The organism is Pseudomonas sp. OE 28.3 (assembly GCF_014268205.2).
In the GTDB taxonomy this organism is placed as follows: domain Bacteria; phylum Pseudomonadota; class Gammaproteobacteria; order Pseudomonadales; family Pseudomonadaceae; genus Aquipseudomonas; species Aquipseudomonas edaphica.
In genome coordinates, this window is record NZ_CP077082.1 from 6,418,762 (window position 1) to 6,438,369 (window position 19,608).

General features: G+C 60.4%; 19 protein-coding genes. 6 read left to right on the forward strand and 13 right to left on the reverse strand.

The genetic code is table 11. The annotated features are described in order from the left end of the window. The first annotated feature begins 206 nt into the window (after positions 1-206). A complete protein-coding gene (locus tag HU759_RS29010) occupies positions 207-953 on the forward strand; it encodes an NRDE family protein (protein WP_170036782.1) in 747 nt (248 codons plus the stop codon). A gap of 97 nt (positions 954-1,050) precedes the next feature. Here the strand turns inward: HU759_RS29010 and ptsP are convergent, their stop codons facing one another. Together ptsP and HU759_RS29020 are read right to left on the reverse strand one after the other, a co-directional pair. After that, positions 1,051-3,330 (reverse strand): phosphoenolpyruvate--protein phosphotransferase, encoded by a 2,280-nt coding sequence (gene ptsP, locus HU759_RS29015; RefSeq protein WP_017139499.1) that lies wholly within the window; start codon positions 3,328-3,330, stop codon positions 1,051-1,053. Positions 3,331-3,352: 22 nt separating this feature from the next. Further along, the gene (locus HU759_RS29020; RefSeq protein WP_003176750.1) at positions 3,353-3,832 is read right to left on the reverse strand and encodes an RNA pyrophosphohydrolase; all 480 of its coding nucleotides are present in this window, start codon (positions 3,830-3,832) and stop codon (positions 3,353-3,355) included. 143 nt (positions 3,833-3,975) lie between these two features. On the opposite strand from HU759_RS29020, the gene HU759_RS29025 reads away from it, so the two are divergent. Next, complete coding sequence (locus HU759_RS29025; RefSeq protein ID WP_017139501.1) at positions 3,976-4,632, forward strand: HAD family hydrolase; 657 nt, start codon at positions 3,976-3,978, stop codon at positions 4,630-4,632. 102 nt (positions 4,633-4,734) lie between these two features. On the opposite strand, the gene HU759_RS29030 is transcribed toward HU759_RS29025, so the two are convergent. From HU759_RS29030 to ilvA, 4 genes are read right to left on the reverse strand one after another with little or no spacing between them, the layout of a single operon-like run. Next, complete coding sequence (locus HU759_RS29030) at positions 4,735-5,202, reverse strand: DUF2269 domain-containing protein (RefSeq protein ID WP_017139502.1); 468 nt, start codon at positions 5,200-5,202, stop codon at positions 4,735-4,737. A 24-nt stretch (positions 5,203-5,226) separates the two neighbouring features. Next, positions 5,227-6,480 (reverse strand): SDR family oxidoreductase, encoded by a 1,254-nt coding sequence (locus HU759_RS29035; RefSeq protein WP_170036780.1) that lies wholly within the window; start codon positions 6,478-6,480, stop codon positions 5,227-5,229. A gap of 4 nt (positions 6,481-6,484) precedes the next feature. Further along, positions 6,485-6,898: a DUF2269 family protein gene (locus HU759_RS29040; protein ID WP_170036778.1), complete on the reverse strand. Its 414-nt coding sequence runs from the start codon at positions 6,896-6,898 to the stop codon at positions 6,485-6,487. A gap of 41 nt (positions 6,899-6,939) precedes the next feature. Beyond that, complete coding sequence (gene ilvA, locus HU759_RS29045; RefSeq protein ID WP_017139505.1) at positions 6,940-8,454, reverse strand: threonine ammonia-lyase, biosynthetic; 1,515 nt, start codon at positions 8,452-8,454, stop codon at positions 6,940-6,942. A gap of 137 nt (positions 8,455-8,591) precedes the next feature. Here ilvA and rpiA point away from each other — a divergent pair, with 137 nt between their 5' ends. Together rpiA and HU759_RS29055 are read left to right on the forward strand one after the other, a co-directional pair. After that, a complete protein-coding gene (gene rpiA, locus HU759_RS29050; RefSeq protein ID WP_005792336.1) occupies positions 8,592-9,263 on the forward strand; it encodes a ribose-5-phosphate isomerase RpiA in 672 nt (223 codons plus the stop codon). 364 nt (positions 9,264-9,627) lie between these two features. Further along, complete coding sequence (locus tag HU759_RS29055; RefSeq protein ID WP_170036776.1) at positions 9,628-11,574, forward strand: autotransporter domain-containing protein; 1,947 nt, start codon at positions 9,628-9,630, stop codon at positions 11,572-11,574. On the opposite strand, the gene HU759_RS29060 is transcribed toward HU759_RS29055, so the two are convergent. The 4 genes from HU759_RS29060 to HU759_RS29075 form a co-directional block, all read right to left on the reverse strand. After that, the gene (locus HU759_RS29060) at positions 11,575-12,483 is read right to left on the reverse strand and encodes an SdiA-regulated domain-containing protein (protein ID WP_017139507.1); all 909 of its coding nucleotides are present in this window, start codon (positions 12,481-12,483) and stop codon (positions 11,575-11,577) included. Positions 12,484-12,603: 120 nt separating this feature from the next. Beyond that, complete coding sequence (locus tag HU759_RS29065) at positions 12,604-13,527, reverse strand: SdiA-regulated domain-containing protein (protein WP_017139508.1); 924 nt, start codon at positions 13,525-13,527, stop codon at positions 12,604-12,606. A 241-nt stretch (positions 13,528-13,768) separates the two neighbouring features. Further along, positions 13,769-14,434 carry a fumarylacetoacetate hydrolase family protein gene (locus HU759_RS29070; RefSeq protein WP_017139509.1) on the reverse strand — a complete coding sequence of 222 codons (666 nt, stop codon included), beginning with the start codon at positions 14,432-14,434 and terminating at the stop codon, positions 13,769-13,771. A gap of 21 nt (positions 14,435-14,455) precedes the next feature. Further along, the gene (locus HU759_RS29075) at positions 14,456-15,850 is read right to left on the reverse strand and encodes an FAD-binding oxidoreductase (RefSeq protein ID WP_017139510.1); all 1,395 of its coding nucleotides are present in this window, start codon (positions 15,848-15,850) and stop codon (positions 14,456-14,458) included. Positions 15,851-16,075: 225 nt separating this feature from the next. On the opposite strand from HU759_RS29075, the gene serA reads away from it, so the two are divergent. Further along, positions 16,076-17,305, forward strand: coding sequence for a phosphoglycerate dehydrogenase (serA, locus tag HU759_RS29080; RefSeq protein ID WP_017139511.1), 1,230 nt, complete (start codon positions 16,076-16,078; stop codon positions 17,303-17,305). Between the two features lie 62 nt (positions 17,306-17,367). Here serA and HU759_RS29085 read toward each other — a convergent pair whose 3' ends face one another. Then, positions 17,368-17,808 carry a DUF4399 domain-containing protein gene (locus tag HU759_RS29085; RefSeq protein ID WP_017139512.1) on the reverse strand — a complete coding sequence of 147 codons (441 nt, stop codon included), beginning with the start codon at positions 17,806-17,808 and terminating at the stop codon, positions 17,368-17,370. A 133-nt stretch (positions 17,809-17,941) separates the two neighbouring features. Here HU759_RS29085 and HU759_RS29090 point away from each other — a divergent pair, with 133 nt between their 5' ends. Continuing rightward, positions 17,942-18,415: a transporter substrate-binding domain-containing protein gene (locus HU759_RS29090; RefSeq protein ID WP_017139513.1), complete on the forward strand. Its 474-nt coding sequence runs from the start codon at positions 17,942-17,944 to the stop codon at positions 18,413-18,415. 65 nt (positions 18,416-18,480) lie between these two features. On the opposite strand, the gene HU759_RS29095 is transcribed toward HU759_RS29090, so the two are convergent. Continuing rightward, entirely contained in the window at positions 18,481-18,963 is a 483-nt protein-coding gene (locus HU759_RS29095) for a DUF523 domain-containing protein (protein ID WP_017139514.1), read from the reverse strand. Positions 18,964-18,965: 2 nt separating this feature from the next. Then, complete coding sequence (locus HU759_RS29100) at positions 18,966-19,598, reverse strand: 2OG-Fe(II) oxygenase (RefSeq protein ID WP_170037059.1); 633 nt, start codon at positions 19,596-19,598, stop codon at positions 18,966-18,968. Positions 19,599-19,608 lie beyond the last annotated feature (10 nt).

The following is a 19,608-nucleotide window of genomic DNA, read 5'->3' on the forward strand; positions in this document are numbered from 1 at the left end:
TCCTCGTTAAATCATTAGTCATGGCGCACCGGACCATGCCGGTGTGGGATTAAGCCTGCGTTACAGCCGCAATTTCAAATTAAGAAGGTTAGACACGCCCAATAGCCCGGCATGTTAACGGATGGAAGGCGCTCGGCCCAACTTCGATACGATGGATAGCCATCCGCTGTATGGGTAGAGTGAACAAAACACAAAGGGAACGCCTTATGTGCCTGATTGTTTTCGCCTGGCGGCCGGGCCACGCCCAGCCGCTGATCGTCGCGGCCAACCGTGATGAGTTCTACGCCCGCCCCAGCCTGCCGCTGGCTCAGTGGCCGGATGCGCCACATGTCTACGCTGGTCGCGACCAGGAAGCCGGTGGCACCTGGCTTGGGGTGAACGCCGAGGGGCGGTTTGCTGCCCTGACCAATATTCGCGACCCGCACCAGCCGCCTGCACGTAAGTCCCGAGGGGAGTTGGTGGCGCGATTTCTCAGTGGATCGCTGCCAATTGACGAATATTTGGCCGATGTTAACGGCCGTTCGATTGAATACTCCGGTTTTAACCTGCTGGTAGGCACGCGGGATGAGCTGTGGCATTACAACGCCAATGAGACCGAGCCGACGCGGTTGGAGGCTGGGGTTTATGGCCTGTCGAATGCCGGCCTGAATACGCCCTGGCCCAAATTGCTCAAGGCCAGGGCGGCGTTGGGTGAATTGCTGGAACACCCACAGCCGCAGGCCTTGCTGGAAATCTTGAGCGACCCGCAGACCGCACCATTTGCCGACTTGCCGGACACCGGCGTGGGCTTGGCGACCGAAAGCCTGCTCTCCAGCGTGTTTATCGCCAGCCCCAGTTATGGGACGCGGGCGAGTACGGCGTTGATTGTGAATGCCGATGGGACGCGGCAGATGGTGGAGCGCAGCTTTGGGCCACTGGGTGGGCGGCTGGGAGAGGTCGAACTGAACATTTGATGGCGCTTGGGCTGCCGTCATCGCAGGCAAGCCAGCTCCCACATTTTGAACTGTGAACACAGTCAAATGTGGGAGCTGGCTTGCCTGCGATAGCGGTCTAGAGGGTTTTTGCAGAAGCCGGGTTGATCATTCGCGTCAGCCCCAGGTTCTTCAGCGCCAGTTGCAGCGAGCTGTGGATAACTTGCGGGTTGTCGATGGTCATCAACTCGGCCAGCAGGTCCTTGGCCATGCTCAGCTCAACCTGACGCAACATCCACTTCACCTTCGGCAAGTTGGTGGCGTTCATCGACAGGCTATCAAAGCCCATTGCCATCAACAGCACCGCTGCCGCCGGGTCGCCGGCCATTTCACCGCAGATGCTCACCGGCTTGCCTTCGGCATGGGCGTCGCGCACCACATGCTGCAGGGCTTGCAGCACTGCCGGGTGCAGGTAATCGTAGAGGTCGGCCACCCGTGGGTTGTTGCGGTCCACGGCCAGCAGGTACTGGGTCAGGTCGTTGGAGCCGACCGAGAGGAAGTCCACTTGCCGCGCCAGTTCTTTGGCCTGGTACACCGCCGCCGGAATTTCGATCATCACGCCAATCGGTGGCATCGGCACGTCGGCGCCTTCGTCGCGTACTTCGCCCCAGGCGCGGTGGATCAGGTGCAGCGCTTCTTCCAGCTCGTGCGTGCCGGAGATCATCGGCAGCAGGATACGCAGGTTGTTCAGGCCTTCGCTGGCCTTGAGCATGGCGCGGGTCTGGACGAGGAAAATTTCAGGGTGGTCGAGGGTTACACGAATACCGCGCCAGCCAAGGAAGGGGTTGTCTTCCTTGATCGGGAAATACGACAGTGACTTGTCGCCGCCGATGTCCAGGCTGCGCATCGTCACCGGCAACGGGTGGAAGGCGGACAGTTGCTCGCGATAAATCGCCAGCTGCTCCTTCTCACTCGGGAAACGTTGGTTGATCATGAACGGCACTTCGGTGCGGTACAGCCCCACACCTTCAGCGCCGCGCTGTTGCGCTCGGGCCACATCGGCCAGCAAGCCGGTGTTGACCAGCAGCGGCACACGGTGGCCATCGAGGGTGACGCATGGCAGCTCGCGCAGCGAATCGAGGCCCAGCGCCAGTTGCTTCTCTTCTTCCACCACCTCGGCGTATTGCTTGCGCAGCAGCTCGCTGGGGTTGGTAAAGACTTCGCCACGATGGCCGTCGACGATCATGTCGATGCCGTCGACCTTGGAATACGGCAGGTCCACCAGGCCCATTACCGTCGGAATACCCATGGCCCGAGCCAGGATCGCGACGTGGGAGTTACCCGAACCCAGTACCGACACCAAACCCACCAACTTGCCCTCTGGTACTTCGCCGAGCATGGTGGCGGTCAGTTCTTCACTGATCAGGATGGTGTTGTCGGGGTAGACCAGGTTGGTGGTGCGGTCTTCCTGCAAGTAGGCCAGCAGACGGCGGCCGAGGTCGCGCACATCCGAGGCGCGCTCACGCAGGTAGGCGTCGTCCATCAGTTCGAAACGGTTGACGTGATCGGTGACCACCTGGCGCAACGCGCCCTGGGCCCACTGGCCGGTCTTGATCACGGTTTTGACTTCGTTACCCAGGGACGCGTCGTCGAGCATCATCTGGTACACGTCGAACAGCGCGCGCTCTTCGGGGCGCAGTTGCGTGGCCAGCTTGGTCGACAGGTTGCGCATGTCGGCGCGCACGCCTTCCAGGGCAGTCTTGAACAGTTTGATTTCAGCGTCGATGTCATCGACGGTCTTGTCCGGCACCACATCCAGGTCGGCTGGCGGCAGCATGACCACGGCCGTACCGACCGCAGCGCCCGGCGAACCTGGCACGCCGACGAACTTGGCTTCCTGGATGCCCTTGCCCTGACGGCCCAGACCACGAATCGAACCCGTCGCCTCAGCATGGGCAATAACCCCGGCGAGCTGCGCGCTCATGGTCACGAGGAAGGCTTCTTCGCCTTCATCGAACTGGCGGCGTTCTTTTTGCTGGATGACCAACACGCCGACAACGCGGCGGTGGTGAATGATCGGTGCGCCGAGGAACGAGGCGTAGCGCTCTTCGCCGGTTTCGGCAAAGTAGCGATAACGCGGGTGATCGGCCGCGTTTTCAAGGTTCAGGGGTTCTTCACGCGTCCCCACCAGGCCCACCAGACCTTCATTGGGCGCCATGCTGACCTTGCCGATCGAGCGCTTGTTCAAGCCCTCGGTGGCCATCAGCACAAAACGGTTGGTCTCTGGGTCCAGCAGGTAAACCGAGCAGACCTGGCTGCCCATGGCTTCCTTGACGCGCAACACAATAATCCCCAACGCCGCCTTGAGATCCTTGGCGGAGTTAACTTCCTGGACGATCTTGCGCAGCGTATTGAGCATGGCTCGGGGTCGAACTCCGTCGTCAGTCGCGCGCTAAAAGGCGCGGGGCAAGCTCTTTGAGAGCGCGACGATAAACCTCGCGCTTGAATGTCACCACCTGGCCCAACGGGTACCAATAGCTGACCCAGCGCCAGCCATCGAACTCCGGTTTACCGGTCAAATCCATTCGCACCCGCTGCTCGTTGGAGATCAGGCGCAAAAGAAACCATTTCTGCTTCTGGCCGATGCACAGCGGTTGGCTGTGGGTACGCACCAGGCGTTGCGGCAAACGATAGCGCAACCAGCCACGGGTACAGGCCAGAATTTGCACATCTTCGCGCTCAAGGCCGACTTCTTCATTCAACTCACGGTACAAGGCGTCTTCAGGGGTCTCGTCGGGGTTGATTCCGCCTTGAGGAAACTGCCAGGCATCTTGGTTGATTCGGCGAGCCCATAGCACCTGTCCGGCATCATTCGTAAGAATAATCCCGACATTAGGACGGAAACCATCGGGGTCGATCACGGCAACAACCTCGCAAACGCATGTCGCCGCATTGTTCCACAAAGGTTGTTCCAGCGGCAACGAGGCTTCTTACCTTATGTGCACTCTTGTGAAAAGACCGTATTCTGGACGCCTTTTTACAGACTTTTCAGCGAGTAACTGCAATGCGCCTGGCTTTATTCGACTTGGACAACACGCTTCTCGGCGGTGACAGCGATCACGCGTGGGGCGATTACCTCTGTGAGCGTGGGATTCTTGACCCGGTGGCCTACAAAGCCCGCAACGACGAGTTTTACCAGGATTACCTGGCCGGCAAGCTGGATAACGCCGCCTACCTGAACTTCAGCCTGGAAATCCTTGGCCGCACCGAGATGGCCCAGTTGGACGAATGGCACCGCGACTTCATGCGCGACTGCATCGCCCCACTGATGCTGCCGCTCGCCCTGGAACTGCTGGCCAAACACCGCGCCGCTGGCGACAAGCTGGTGATCATCACCGCCACCAACCGCTTCGTGACCGCGCCGATCGCCGAGCTGCTGGGGGTTGAAACCTTGATCGCCACTGAATGCGAGATGGAAAACGGCCGATATACCGGGCGCAGCACGGATATCCCGTGCTTCCGTGAAGGCAAAGTGACGCGCTTGAATCGTTGGCTGGAAGAAACCGGGTACAGCCTGGAAGACAGCTACTTCTATAGCGATTCGATGAATGATTTGCCGTTGCTGGAGCAGGTAGCGCATGCGGTGGCGGTGGACCCGGACCCGAATTTGCGTGCCGAAGCCGAGAAGCGTGGCTGGCCGGTGATTACCCTGCGTAGCTGATGACGCTATCGCAGGCAAGCCAGCTCCCACACTTTAGATGTATTCACAGATCAAAATGTGGGAGCTGGCTTGCCTGCGATGAAGCCGGCTCGGTCCCAAGCCCTAAACCGGCTTGGCCACCATCAAATAGAAAATCACCAGAAACGCCAGAAACGCCGGCCAGCCCAGGCCAAACCACCAGCGCATATAGGTCGCGGCCTTGATCGGCATCGCCGTGCCATCGCGCAGCGCCTGCTCCGCCATCTTGTGCACACGAATCTGCAGCCACACCACCGGCAGCCAGCAGACACCCGCCAGCACATACAACGCGAACGTCCACTGCAACCAGCTCTGCTGCATCGACCAGCCCGCCAAGTACATCAAGCCGATGCCACTCAACGGCTGAAAAACCGCCGTGGTCGTGGTAAATGCCCAATCCGCGAACACCAAGTGTTTGAAGGTGACCGCGATCACTTCCACCTTGCCGCTGCGCCAGGCGCGCAAGGCGTAATACGCCGAGCCCGCACCCAGGCCAAACAGGATGGTCGAGGACAGGATATGCAGGGTTTTCAACAGCAGGTAAGCGTTCATCGGCGGGGCTCGGTCGAAAAAGGTTCAGTCCAGAGAAGGTTCAGTCCAGAGGAGCCAAAGGGTCGCCACCATGAGTACCAGATTTTTGGCGACCGCCGCGTAAGGATCAAACCAGTAATGGGGCAGGACTATGCTGATAATCACGGTATAGCCGCCCATCAACAGTAATTGCAGGATCAGCGCCGACCTGCGCCAGCGCGCAACCAGCAACCCCAGGCCCAACAGGCCATCACACACCGCCCCGGCGATCACGGCCACTGTCGCCCAAGTGCCCTGCACACCGGCCTCGGCCATGATGCGCAGGCCCCAGGCGTAACCCGGCCCAACGCAAACCGCCGCCGTCCCCAGCCAGATCAGCACCAATACCGCCAGCATCAGCGGGCGAATGGTGCGCTGGCTGCTTTGGGCCGCCGTGGGCCAGCCTTGCAGGCGTGAGGCTAACGGCGCGGCGGTGTAGCCGCAGACCGACGCCAGCACCTCGGGGTCGGCGACGTTATCCCGCTGAGCCAGGGCAATGCTTTGTGAGTTCAAGGCGCGCCAGCCCAGGCGATCACCCAGCCAGCCGCCCAACCCCAGCAATGGCGCTTGCAGGTATCGGCCTGCGCGCCAGCCTTGAGCGACGCGCAGGTGATCAATGACTTGAGCGAGCCGCATCGGTGCTGGCCCCACCAACGGCAGTACCAATGATTCGGCAGGCCACTGGCGCAACACGGCCAGCACCGCGCCGACCAGGTCGTCGATATGCACCGGCTGCAGTTGAGCGTTGAGGTCCAGCAATGGAATCAGCGGCCAGGGCGACAGCCCCGCCAACCAGGCACTGCTGGCGCCCCCCTCGCCCACCACCAGCGAAGGCCGCAGCACCACGGCGGGTACGCCAAGGCTCAGCAGATAGTCGTCAGCAGCGCCTTTGCTGGCAAGAAATGGCACATCCGATTGCGCTGAGGCGCCGAGGGCAGAGATCTGCAACACTCGCACACCGTGATGGGCGGCCAGATCAAACAGCGCGCGGGCGCCCTGATCCTGGACGCGGCTCAGCTCGGCCGCATCCACGCTCAACAACCCCGCCGCATTGATGACTAAATCGACCGACTCAGGAAACACCCAGCAACCTGGGTCGGCAGCCAACCGGCCCAAATCCAGCGCCTGCCATTGCACCCCTGGCCAGCCCTGACTTCGAGGCTTGCGACACGTCGCGATCACACTGTGCCCAGCCTGCTGCAGGGCACGCAGCAAGTGGCCACCGACAAAGCCGGTGGCGCCGACAAGCAGAATATTCATGCGGTTAAACCGGCTTGGCGCCCATCAACCCGGCAATCGCTACAAACCCCACCAGGCTGACCACCGCCAGCACCAGGGTGAAATTCAGGTTGCCGCCACCGCCCAATCGCAGGCGATTAAGCCGCGCCACCAGCCAGAACCACGCCAGCGCCGCCACGGTGTAGAGAATGCTGGAGCCCAAAATCCAGGTTTGCCCCAGCGGCCAGCCGAGCAAATGCACCAGCCACCAGCCGGTGAACGGCATGCTCACCACGCACACCCCCATCAGCAACCACACGAACGCCCAGGGGCGTTGCACGGTAACCGTCGGGCCGGCGCTGCGTTTGCGCCAGGCCAGTACCGCCAGCCCGAGGCCGCTGAGCAACAGCAACACGGTGGCGGTGATGTGAATAACCTTGAGGGTGGTCAGCGTTTCCATGGTCTTGATTCCTTAAAAGGCCGCCCAGTCAGCGTAGTCGCTCAACCGAGGAACAGCTGGTAAGCCGGGTTTTCGCTTTCATCCCAATACGGGTAGCCGATTTCTGCCAACGCGGCCGGCACCAGGTGGCGCTCGTCTGTCGGCACTTGCAGGCCTGCGACCACACGGCCGTCGGCTGCGCCGTGGTTGCGATAGTGGAACATCGAGATGTTCCAGCGCCCGCCTAATTTGTTAAGAAAGTTGAACAACGCGCCCGGACGCTCGGGGAACTCGAAGCGAAACACCAGCTCGTCGCTGACTTTGGCTGCATGGCCACCCACCATATGGCGAATGTGCAACTTGGCCAGCTCGTTTTCGGTCAGGTCCAGCACCGGGAAACCCTGGCTTGTGAGGCTGGCGATCAACGCGCTGCGCGGGTCGTTTTCCGGGTGAGTCTGCACACCCACGAAGATGTGCGCCTCGCGGCCGGAGTGGTAGCGGTAGTTGAATTCGGTGATCTGGCGCTTGCCCACGGCCTCGCAGAACGCCTTGAAGCTGCCCGGTTGCTCGGGGATGGTCACGGCGATGATGGCTTCGCGGCCTTCACCCAGCTCGGCGCGCTCGGCCACATGGCGCAGGCGGTCGAAGTTGACGTTGGCGCCGGAGTCGATGGCCACCAGGGTCTGCCCGGTCACGCCACGGGTCTCCACGTATTTCTTGATACCCGCCACGCCCAGCGCACCCGCAGGCTCGGTGATGGAGCGGGTGTCGTCGTAGATGTCCTTGATGGCCGCGCAGATTTCGTCGGTGCTGACGGTGATCACTTCGTCTACATAGTCTTTGCAGATATCAAAGGTGTGCTGGCCGATCTGCGCCACCGCCACGCCATCAGCAAAGATGCCGACCGTTGGCAGCACCACGCGCTCGCCTGCGGCCATGGCGGCTTGCAGGCAGTTGGAGTCATCCGGCTCGACGCCGATGATCTTGATTTCCGGGCGCAGGTATTTCACATACGCCGCAATCCCGGCGATCAGCCCGCCGCCGCCCACGGGTACAAAAATCGCGTCCAAAGGCCCAGGGTGCTGGCGCAGAATCTCCATCGCCACGGTGCCCTGCCCGGCAATGGTGTGTGGATCATCGTAAGGGTGAATGTAAACGTAGCCTTTTTCGTCGACCAGTTTCAGCGAGTAGGCCAGGGCTTCCGGAAAGGAATCACCGTGCAGCACCACTTTGCCGCCACGCGAGCGCACGCCTTCGACCTTGATCTCCGGCGTGGTCTTGGGCATCACGATGGTGGCTTTCACCCCCAGCACCTTGGCCGCCAGGGCCAGGCCCTGGGCGTGGTTGCCCGCCGAAGCGGTGACCACGCCGCGCGCGCGTTCTTCGGCGCTCAGTTGGGTCAGCTTGTTGTAGGCACCGCGAATCTTGAACGAGAACACCGGCTGCAAGTCTTCACGCTTGAGCCAGACCTTGTTGCCCAGCCGCTCGGAGAGCTGGCGCGCGGTCTGCAAGGGGGTTTCTACGGCAACGTCGTAAACGCGCGAGGTGAGGATCTTTTTGACGTACTGTTCAAGCATCGGAAAGCATCACTGGGCGGGTTGGGCAGGGCCAAGGAGTCTAACCCAGCGTTTAGCCGGGCGACCACACGAATCCCGAGGTTTTGTTGGGTTATACTCGCCGCCCTCGATAATTCCCCGCCCGTTCCGGAGCCCGCATGACCCAGGATCAACTCAAACAGGCAGTGGCCCAGGCCGCCGTCGATTTAATCCTTCCTAAACTCGACGACAAAAGCATCGTCGGTGTCGGCACCGGCTCCACCGCCAACTGCTTTATCGATGCACTGGCCCAGCACAAGGGTGCCTTCGACGGCGCCGTAGCCAGCTCCGAAGCCACCGCCGCGCGCCTCAAGGGCCATGGCATTCCAGTGTATGAGCTCAACACCGTGAGCGACCTGGAATTCTACGTCGACGGCGCCGATGAAAGCGACGAGCACCTGAACCTGATCAAAGGCGGCGGCGCAGCCCTGACCCGCGAGAAGATCGTTGCGGCCGTGGCCAAGACCTTTATCTGCATCGCCGACGCCAGCAAGCTGGTGCCGGTGCTCGGCGCCTTCCCGCTGCCGGTGGAAGTCATCCCCATGGCCCGCAGCCACGTGGCCCGCGAGCTGGTGAAACTGGGCGGCGACCCGGTGTACCGCGAAGGCGTGTTGACCGACAACGGCAATATCATCATTGATGTGTTCAACATGCAGATCACCAACCCGGTGGAGCTGGAGACGCAGATCAATGCGATCGTTGGCGTGGTGACCAATGGCCTGTTCGCGGCGCGCCCGGCGGATGTGTTGCTGCTGGGTACTTCTGAAGGCGTTAAAACCCTCAAGGCCTAAAACTCAAGGCCTGGCTTTATGTGGGAGCTGGCTTGCCTGCGATAGCATCACCTCGGTCTGACTTAAAGACCGAGGCGTCTGCATCGCGGGCAAGCCCGGCTCCCACACAAGCCAGCTCCCACAGGAGGCCTCATCGTTTAGAAGATCCATGTAACAAAACCGCTACTTTTCGCAGCACCCCCGCCCAAAACCGTGCGCCATGTCACGGCATCCCACGCCGTTATTGGTATCAAATCCGTTACAAATGACAGCCAGGCGACCCAAGCGTTTAACAATGCGCCACTTCGCGCTCGCCCAGGGAATGAGGCGCGCATTGTGCAAAGGGTCTGAGCTGAAAAACTTCAATCACCTCAAGGAAGACCTTGTGATAAAGCCCCTCGCCCTCGCGATCAGCGTGGTCGGCAGCCTGCTGTCGGCGCAAACCCAGGCCTACGATTACGGCCAGCACGCCAATACCACCCTGGAAAAGCTGATCAACGATTACCCCGGCCGGTATCGCGGCACGGCCAATTTCGCCGGCGCGGCAGATTGGATGCAAAGCCAGATGGGTTCGGCCTACAGCCTCAGTCGACAGAACTTCACCTGGAACAACGGCACTCGCGCTGCGCAAAACGTGGTGGCCTATGCTGCGGGCACTAAACCGCAATACGTGGTGATTGGCGCGCACTTCGACACCTACTTCGGCCGCCCGACCTTGCAAGGCCTGGACGATAACGGCTCCGGCGCCAGCGTGCTGACCGAAGTGGCGAAGAACCTCGGCGGCTTGCAGCTGGAAAACGGCCTGCAAGTGGTCGCCTTCGGCGCCGAAGAGGAAGGCCTGCGCGGCTCCAAAGCCTTTGTCGATTCACTCAGCGCCAGCCAACGCGCGAATATGCTGGCGATGATCAACCTCGACAGCCTGATCACCGGCGACATGATGTACGCCCACGCAGGCCAGAACAGCACCGCCAACCCCGCGCTGGCATCGCTGCGCGAACACACCTTCCAGATCGCCAGGGAATTGAACATCCCGTTGTTCACCAACCCCGGCCTGGACCCGCAATACCCCAAGGGCACCGGCTGCTGCAGTGATGGCGAGCCGTTCGAACCGCTGAAGATCCCGATTCTGTATATCGAAGCCACCAACTGGGAGCTGGGCGATCTGGACGGCTACACCCAGACCAACAACCCGAAAATCCCCGGCGGCTCCACCTGGCACGACCCGGCAGAAGACAACAAAACCGTGCTGGCCAATGCCTTCGGCCAGGAACGCATCGACCAGCGCCTGCGCGATTACTCGCGCCTGCTCAGCCGCCTGGTGTTGGAACTGACCAACGCCGACCTGCTGGCCTCGACCGCTTCGGGTGGCGCCGTTGCGCGCAACATGCAGGACCACCTGCAACGCCAGCATCAGGCAATGGTGCGCCTGCATGATCGCCGTTGGTTGACCTTGCAAGCGGCCAGCCGCGAGGTCGGAAGCTTCGATGGCGAAATCGGCATGGACGGCGAATACACCCCGGACAGCGGCTTCGACAGCCCGCTCAACCGCGATGCCCGACGCCTGGGCGTACACGCCTTGGGCGACTATCAGCTCACCTCCAGCCTGAATATCGGCGCCAGCCTCAGCTACCTCAATGGTCGTGACAAGCTGCAGCAGCGCGGAAAACTCGACAGCGACACCTGGCAGGCCGCGGTCTATGCCTTGCTCAACGATGGCGGCCCAAGCTGGCTGGCGGGCGATTTGAGCATTGGCCATACGCGTTTTGAGGCCAAGCGCAACCTGCTGATCCAAGCCAATAGCGGCCCGGTGCTGCTCAATCAACAACTGAGCGGCAACACCGACGCACTGTCCCTAGGCGCACGCGTACTCGGCGGTTATGACTTCGACTTCGGCGCAATCAAAAGCGGGCCGTTTGCCGGCCTGGACTACAGCCATTCGCGTATCGACAAGTTCCACGAGAAACAGAACCTGCGCACCGCGCTGGAGTACGAAGAACAGTCTTTCGACTCCCTGGAAGCCAGCCTCGGCTGGCGCGTGCGCGGTGCCGTCGCCCTGCCCTATGGCTTGAGCCTGCTGCCATATGCCGACATCGCCTGGGTCAAGGAGCTGGCCGATGGCCGTCTCGATGACCTGCAATTGACCGCCCGCGCCGATGGCCAGGCGCGCACCGCCAAGCTGGGTTCAGTGGACAAAAGCTTTGGCCGCGCGCAAATCGGCAGCCAGTTGGCGATCACCCCGCAGTTGGGTGTGTACGCCGAGGTCAACAGCCGCCTTGGGCACGCCGAGGGCAGCCAGACCGGCTACTCCCTGGGCGTGCAATGGATGTTTTGATCAGGGCTTTTTGAACACGTAAAACAGGTTCGGCTCGCTGACCAGGTACAGCGAGCCCTCGTCATCCATGGCGATCCCTTCGGCCTGAGGCACGCGTTTTTTCAGGCCATGGCGCCCGTTGAGCAGGGAAAGACTGCTCAACGGGCGACCATCGATGTCCAGTTCCAACACCAGGAACGACTCATCCGACAGCGCCAGCAAATGCCCGCTGCGCTCGTCGTATTGCAGGCTCGACAGGTCGCGCACAAACAGCCCGGCATCGCGCTTGGGGTTGTTGATCACATGCACCGAGTAGGTTTTTTCCGGCTTGAAATGGGGAAACCCGTGCACCTCGTAAATCAGCATCGGGTCGCGCTCCTTGGCCACGAACAAGCGCTTGCCCACCGAGTCATAGGCCAGCCCTTCGAAACCCTTATTGCCGCCAAGGTGTACGCCCAAGGTCATCTGCTCCGCATCGGCGGCGTCGAGAAATTGGGTGTCGTCATTCACGTGCACCTTGATCAGCCGCTGCTGGGCTTCATCGCTGATTACATAAATGTTGTCGCTGATGAACTCCACCGCCTCGGCATCACCGAAGCCCACCAACGGGATACGCCGCAAAATCCTGCCGTCCAGCGACAATTCAATCAGCTCGGCGTTTTTGTTAGTCACCGTAAACAGGCTTTTGCGTATCGGGTCGTAAGTGAGGGCCGAGACATCATCGTCGAGCCCTTCGATGACCTTGGCTTCCAGGCTTACCCGGTAATCATTCAGGCCAATGGAGCGCTCATCGGCAGGATGGCGCCAGTGTTGAAGGTTGAACCAGGCCCGCTCGAACAAGCGAAAGTTCTGCGCGACCGCCCCGGCAATCACCAGGGCGAGCAGCAACAGGATAAAAAACGCGGGTTTGGGGCGGGCGAGTCGACGCATCAGGCAAGCTCAAAGTCAAAAAGTGGCGAATAAGTATCACGCCCGTCTGAATTTAAACTTAAACGCAGTCGACTGTCTGGCGAATGCCGCTGATAGCGAAGTATCCGACGTAATCGTCGGCTATTTCTGCTTCTCGAAACGATAGAACAGGTTGGGTTCGCTGACCATGTACAAGGTGCCGGCTTCGTCCATGGTGACGCCTTCGGCACGCGGGATGGTGTGTTTGAGGCCATTGAAGCCGCCGAGCAGGGTCATGAAGCTGACTTGCTCGCCCTGCGCGTCCAGCTCCAGCAGCAGGTGGGAATCGGCCGACAGCACCAGCAAATGCCCGGTGCGCGGGTCGACGGCCAGGGCCGAGAGGTTACGCATGTCCAGCTCGGTGCTGGCGATCTTCTGCTTATCGCCGGTCAGCGTGGCGCCATCGCTTTTCCAGGTGAACAACGCCGGTGGGCGCTCTTCCCCGAGCACGATCTGCTGGTTGCGCTTGTCCCAGGTCACACCTTCAAATGCCTTGTTCTGGTCCTTGGACGGGCCAAGGTCATAGTGCTTGAAGTCGGCATAGTTCAGTTGCTGGGTGCTGGCGTCGACGTTCACCACGCTCAAGGTGTGCATGCGCTCGTCGACAATGGCCATCAGGCCGTTTTCCATCACTGTCACGCCTTCCGGGTTGTTCCAGCCGTTGAGCGGCATCTTGCGCAACACATCGCCTTGCAGGTTCAGCTCAACCAGGAAAGGGTTTTTGCCCATCACGGAAAACAGGGTTTTGGTCTGCGGGTTGTAGGACAGGTCCGAAGCCTCGTCCTTTTCCATGCCGGGCAGCAATTTGCCATCGATCACCGCGTGGTAATCCGGCAGCCAGACGCTGGCCTGGCGTTCGGCCGGGGTTTCGAACCGCTCAGCGATCCACAGCACCCCACGGTCGTCCCAATGCATCGCCCAGGCAACGCCATACACAATGGCCCCGACCAGAAACAGCCAGGAATACCAGCGCAGGGCAAAACGTGAACGGGGCTTGGAAGTGAGGGTAGGCAGGGACACGGCCATTGAGCGCTTTTCCGCAGAGTCAGCTTTAGGTGATAGCACAGGATCAACAGGCCCGCGCGCAGGAGGCTGGGGATTATCCGGATGGCGTGTGAAAAAAATGCAAAACCAAGCGCGCGTAAACCAGTGTGGGGATTTGTGTGGGAGCTGGCTTGCCTGCGATGCAGACGACTCGGTCTTTCAGTTAGACCGAGGCGAGGCTATCGCAGGCAAGCCAGCTCCCACAGTTGATTGCATGCAGCCTTTAGCGAACGACGCTTTCGAAACGGCTACCGCCACCCAATTCCAGCACCAGCTCATCGCCCACATTCAACGGGCCTACACCGGCTGGAGTGCCGGTGAGGATCACATCACCCGCCTGCAGCGAGAAGCAGCCGGCCATGTGCTGGATCATCGGGACGATCGGGTTGAGCATCTGCGAGCTATTGCCGTCCTGGCGCACTTCGCCGTTGATGGTCAGGCGAATGCCGATGTCGGTCACGTCGGCAAAGGTGCTGCTGACCACAAAGGGGGCAATCACGGCGGCGCCGTCAAAAGACTTGGCGATTTCCCACGGCAAGCCCTTGGCTTTCAGCTCGGCTTGCTTATCGCGCAGGGTCAAATCCAGGGCCGGAGCGAAGCCGGAGATGGCATCCAGCACTTCTTCACGGCTGGGCTTGGTCGACAACGGTTTGCCGATCAACACCGCAATTTCCGCTTCGTAGTGCACCGAACCGCGCTCGGTCGGAATGGCGAAACCGCCTTCCAGCGCGACCACGCAACTGCCCGGCTTGATGAACAGCAACGGCTCGGTCGGCACCGGGTTGTCCAGTTCCTTGGCGTGTTCGGCGTAGTTACGCCCGATGCACACCACTTTGCCCAAGGGAAAGTGGATGTTGGTGCCGTCGACATACTTGTGCTGGTAGCTCATGAAACGACTCCTTCAGGGCGGTTAAACAGCGAAGATCTTGCCAGGGTTCATGATCCCGTTCGGGTCGAACACCGCTTTCACTGCTTTCATGTATTCGATTTCAACCGGGGAACGGCTGTAGGTCAGGTAATCGCGCTTGGTCATGCCCACGCCGTGTTCGGCAGAGATTGAGCCGTTGTACTTCTGGACGGTCTCGAACACCCACTTGTTCACGGTGGCGCACTTGGCGAAGAACTCATCCTTGCTCAGGTTTTCTGGCTTGAGGATGTTCAGGTGCAGGTTGCCGTCGCCGATATGGCCGAACCAGACGATTTCGAAGTCCGGGTAGTGTTCGCCGACGATCGCATCAATTTCCTTCAAGAACGCTGGCACTTTGGAGACAGTTACCGAAATGTCGTTCTTGTACGGCGTCCAGTGGGAAATGGTCTCGGAGATGTACTCGCGCAGTTTCCACAGGTTGTGCAGCTGGGTTTCGCTCTGGCTCATCACGCCGTCCAGCACCCAGCCCTGCTCTACGCAGTGCTCGAAGGTTTCCAGGGCGTGGTTGGCAACTTCTTCGGTGGTGGCTTCGAATTCCAGCAGCGCGTAGAACGGGCACTCGGTTTCAAAGGGAGCTGGCACATCGCCACGGCCCATGACCTTGGCCAGGGCTTTGTCGGAGAAAAATTCGAAGGCGGTCAGGTCCAGCTTGCTCTGGAACGCGTGCAATACCGGCATGATCGAATCGAAATCGGTGGTACCGAGCACCATCGCGGTGAGATTTTTCGGCGCACGGTCCAGGCGCATGGTGGCTTCGACCACAAAGCCCAACGTCCCTTCGGCACCGATAAACAGCTGGCGCATGTCGTAGCCGGTGGCGTTCTTGATCAGGTCGCGGTTCAGTTCCAGCACGTCACCCTTGCCGGTGACGACTTTCATGCCGGCCACCCAGTTGCGGGTCATGCCGTAGCGAATCACCTTGATCCCGCCGGCATTGGTGCCGATGTTGCCGCCGATCTGGCTCGAACCCGACGAAGCGAAGTCCACCGGGTAGTACAGGCCTTTTTCTTCGGCGACGTTCTGCAATTGCTTGGTGACCACACCCGGCTGGCACACGGCGGTGCGGTCGGTGAGGTTCACGTCGAGAATCTGGTTCATGTAGTCGAATGAGACGACCACTTCGCCATTGGCCGCCACCGCAGCGGCCGACAAACCGGTACGACCACCCGATGGCACCAGCGCCACCTTGTGTTCATTGGCCCAACGGACGATGGCTTGGACCTGCTCGATGGTCTTGGGAAAGACGATAGCGGTCGGCGCGGGGGCGAAGTGCTTGGTCCAATCCTTGCCGTAAGCCTCCAGGGAGTCTGCATCGGTCAGCACTTTGCCAGGCTCAACCAGGGTCTTCAGCTCATCAATCAGGGCAGGATGGGTCATCGACGGAACTCTCGAACAATTCATGGTCATCCTGAGAACGCTTCACGTCGCAGGAATGGGTGTTTAGCGGGGCACGTATGCTAGCATACCGCCCCCGCAGGACAGAGCCCAAGGGCGTTCTGCGGTGACGGCTTTCCTGCCGTCCGGGTCAGCTCTTGTGCACTGATTCAAGGCACTAACTGCTCGATTCCCTGCCATTTTTCTCCGGGATACAGGTTTACGCAGATGAGCAAGACTTCTCTCGATAAGAGCAAGATCAAGTTCCTTCTTCTGGAAGGCGTCCACCCATCGGCTGTCGACGTACTGAAAGCCGCTGGGTACTCCAGCATTGAGTACATCACCAGTTCTCTGCCGGAAGCCCAGTTAAAGGAAAAGATCGCCGACGCGCACTTTATCGGCATTCGCTCCCGCACTCAGCTGACCGAAGAGATCTTCGACCACGCCAAGAAACTCGTGGCTGTCGGCTGTTTCTGCATCGGCACCAACCAGGTCGACCTTAACGCTGCGCGCGAGCGCGGTATCGCGGTGTTTAACGCACCGTACTCCAACACCCGTTCCGTTGCTGAGCTGGTGCTGGCCGAGGCGATCCTGCTGCTGCGCGGCATTCCTGAGAAAAACGCTTCCTGCCACCGTGGCGGCTGGATCAAAAGCGCGGCCAACTCCTTCGAAATCCGTGGCAAAAAGCTGGGTATCGTCGGTTACGGCTCGATCGGCACGCAGTTGTCGGTGCTGGCCGAAGGCTTGGGGATGCAGGTGTTCTTCTACGACACCCTGACCAAGCTGCCATTGGGCAACGCCACCCAAGTGGCGAGCCTGACCGAGCTGCTGGGCATGTCCGACATCGTCACCCTGCACGTACCGGAAACCGCTGAAACCCAGTGGATGATCGGCGAGAAGGAAATCCGCGCCATCAAGAAGGGCGGCATCCTGATCAACGCGGCACGCGGCACCGTGGTTAAGCTGGACGCCCTGGCCGACGCGATCAAGGACAAGCACCTGATCGGCGCCGCTATCGACGTGTTCCCGGTAGAGCCACGCTCTAACGACGACATCTTCGAAAGCCCGCTGCGTGGCCTGGACAACGTGATCCTGACTCCGCACATCGGCGGCTCCACCGCTGAAGCTCAGGCCAACATCGGCCTGGAAGTGTCGGAAAAGCTGGTCAAGTACAGCGACAACGGTACCTCGGTGTCTTCGGTCAACTTCCCCGAAGTGGCGCTGCCGGCTCACCCTGGCAAGCACCGTCTGCTGCACATCCACCAGAACATCCCTGGCGTGATGATGGAGATCAACAAGGTCTTCGCAGAAAACGGCATCAACATCTCAGGTCAGTTCCTGCAGACCAACGAGAAGGTTGGCTACGTGGTGATCGACGTCGACGCCGAGTACTCGGACCTGGCGCAAGAGAAGCTGCAGCACATCAACGGCACCATTCGTAGCCGCGTGTTGTTCTAACGCTTTGAACGCTGCACAAAAAAGGGAGCCTTTCGGGCTCCCTTTTTTTGTCTGAACAAATCTTACTTGACGTTAACCGTGATGACTTTCGAGGCTACAGTCGGGTTGAACTGCATGTGCAGTTTGTCGCCAGCTACCAGTTGCAAGGTGTGCTTGCCTGGGGTGAGGGTCAGCTCGGTCTCGGTCTGGGCCTTGCCGTAGTGGATCACGGTGTCGGTGGCCGGGATCGGCACACTGGCGTCCGGCAGTTCTTTCTGGTCGATCAGCAGGTGGTGGTGGCCGGTGCCTGGGTCCTGGCTGGTCGCTGGCGCCAGTTTCAGGCCTTCCATACCGAACTTCACAGTGAAGGTTTTATCGACGGTGGCGCCGTCTTTTGGCGACACGATAAAGACTTTGGCGCCTTCCGGTGGTGCGCTGCGCGGGATACCGTCAGCGGCTGTGGCCAACATCGAAGCACCCAGCAAGAGGCTGGCCAGGGTTGCACGGGACAAAAGGGCTTTCATTCGCTTCTCCAGTTTTACGGTGAAATCTGTAGGGTTATGACAACTTCGCGACAAATTGCTGTCCAAGGCACTCAACACCATAGCAAGCGATGCTCAATGGCGCCTCGCACGCACAAATTCTTTAGGAGCGACCATGCGCTTTGTGCCTGGCCTTGTACTTTTACTGCCCCTGTTGAGCCCACTGGCTCACGCCGAACTGATCGATGACGTGTTTGATCGCGGCGAACTGCGCATCGCCCTGGAGGCCAACACCCCGCCGTACAACTTCAAGGACGGTGACAAGCTAACCGGTTTTGAAGTGGAGCTGGGTGAACAATTAGCCAAGGAAATGGAGGTTCGCCCCTCGTTCATCACTGTCGATGACGCCGACCTGTTGCCGGGTGTGGAAAGCGGCAAGTTCGACGTGGCCATCAACCATATCGCTATGACTGCCGCGCTGCAGGATCGGTTCGATTTCAGTGAGGCCTATAAGCAAACACCTGAGCTGGCCATTCCATTCCAAAAAGGCAACCCGGCATTCAAAAGCAGCCTGGACAATGCATTACAGCGGGTGAAGGCCGATGGTCGCTTGAAGGCGCTGACGCAGAAGTGGTTTGCACCTGAGTGAAACACCGTCGATGTGGGAGCTGGCTTGTGTGGGAGCCAGCTCCCACATTTGATCTGGGTTGAACCTCAAAGTTGTGCCAGGGCAATTGCCGCCTCAGGCAACTCCAGCTCACTGAACACCCGCACGCCATGGCGCTTGAGCAGCGCCGCCGTCACGCCCTCGCCGCTGACCTTCACGCCGCTGAAGGTGCCGTCATAGGTCAGCAGATTGCCGCAGGACGGGCTATTGGCCTTGAGAATCGCGATGCGGATGTTATGCCGCTGCGCCAACGCCAGTGCCTGGCGGGCGCCGTCGAGGAAGGCGGCGCTGAAGTCTTCGCCCTCGGCCGTCAGCACTTGCGCACGCCCTTCCCACACATCAATGCCCTGCCCGCCCGGGATCTCGGCGGAGGGACGCGGTGTCGGCAAACCGCCTGATACTTCCGGGCAAATCGCAACCACCCGGCCTTCGGCCTGCCAGGCCGCCAATTGATCGAAGGGGCCGCTGGCGCCACCGTCGTAGCGCACCTTGTGCCCGAGCAGGCAGCGGCTGATCAGAATCTTTTGCATGGTTAAAACGGCTCGTTACCGCGTCGGCGAAACCAGCCGGTCAGGGACAGGCGTTCGCGCGTGGCGGGCAGGACTTCGTGGGGCACCTCCCCGGACAGAAACACCACCAGGCTACCGCCGGTGGGCACCACATCGTATTCCACGCCGCCCTTGAGGTACATGCGCAACTGGCCGCCATGCTCAGGTAACCAGGCGTCATTCAAATAGACCACTGCCGAGACCATGCGCCGGTCATCGTCGCGAAAACGGTCCAGGTGCTTGAGGTAAAACGCCCCTGGCGGGTACATCGCGAAGTGGCTTTCGAAATCTTCCAGGCCCAGGAACAGGCTGCGGTTCATGGCCAGGCGCAGGCTGTCCATCACGCTCATGTAGCTCTCGCAGACAGCGGCGTCGCCCTCCTCCAGCCACTGGATATGGTCGCCGCGAATACCCTCGCGTATCTCCTGCGCCGGGCCGCGTCCTACAGCCGCCGGGGCCAATTCACCCTCAGCCGCACGTTTACGGCACTCAGCCGCCAACTCCAGGGTCAGAGCCTGGGGCAGGAAGCCGTTCTGCTGCGACCAACCTTTTTCGGCCAGGTCGTCGACAATGCGTTGCAGCAGCGGATGATCGAGGGATATTTGCATGGCGCGCATAGTATCCATA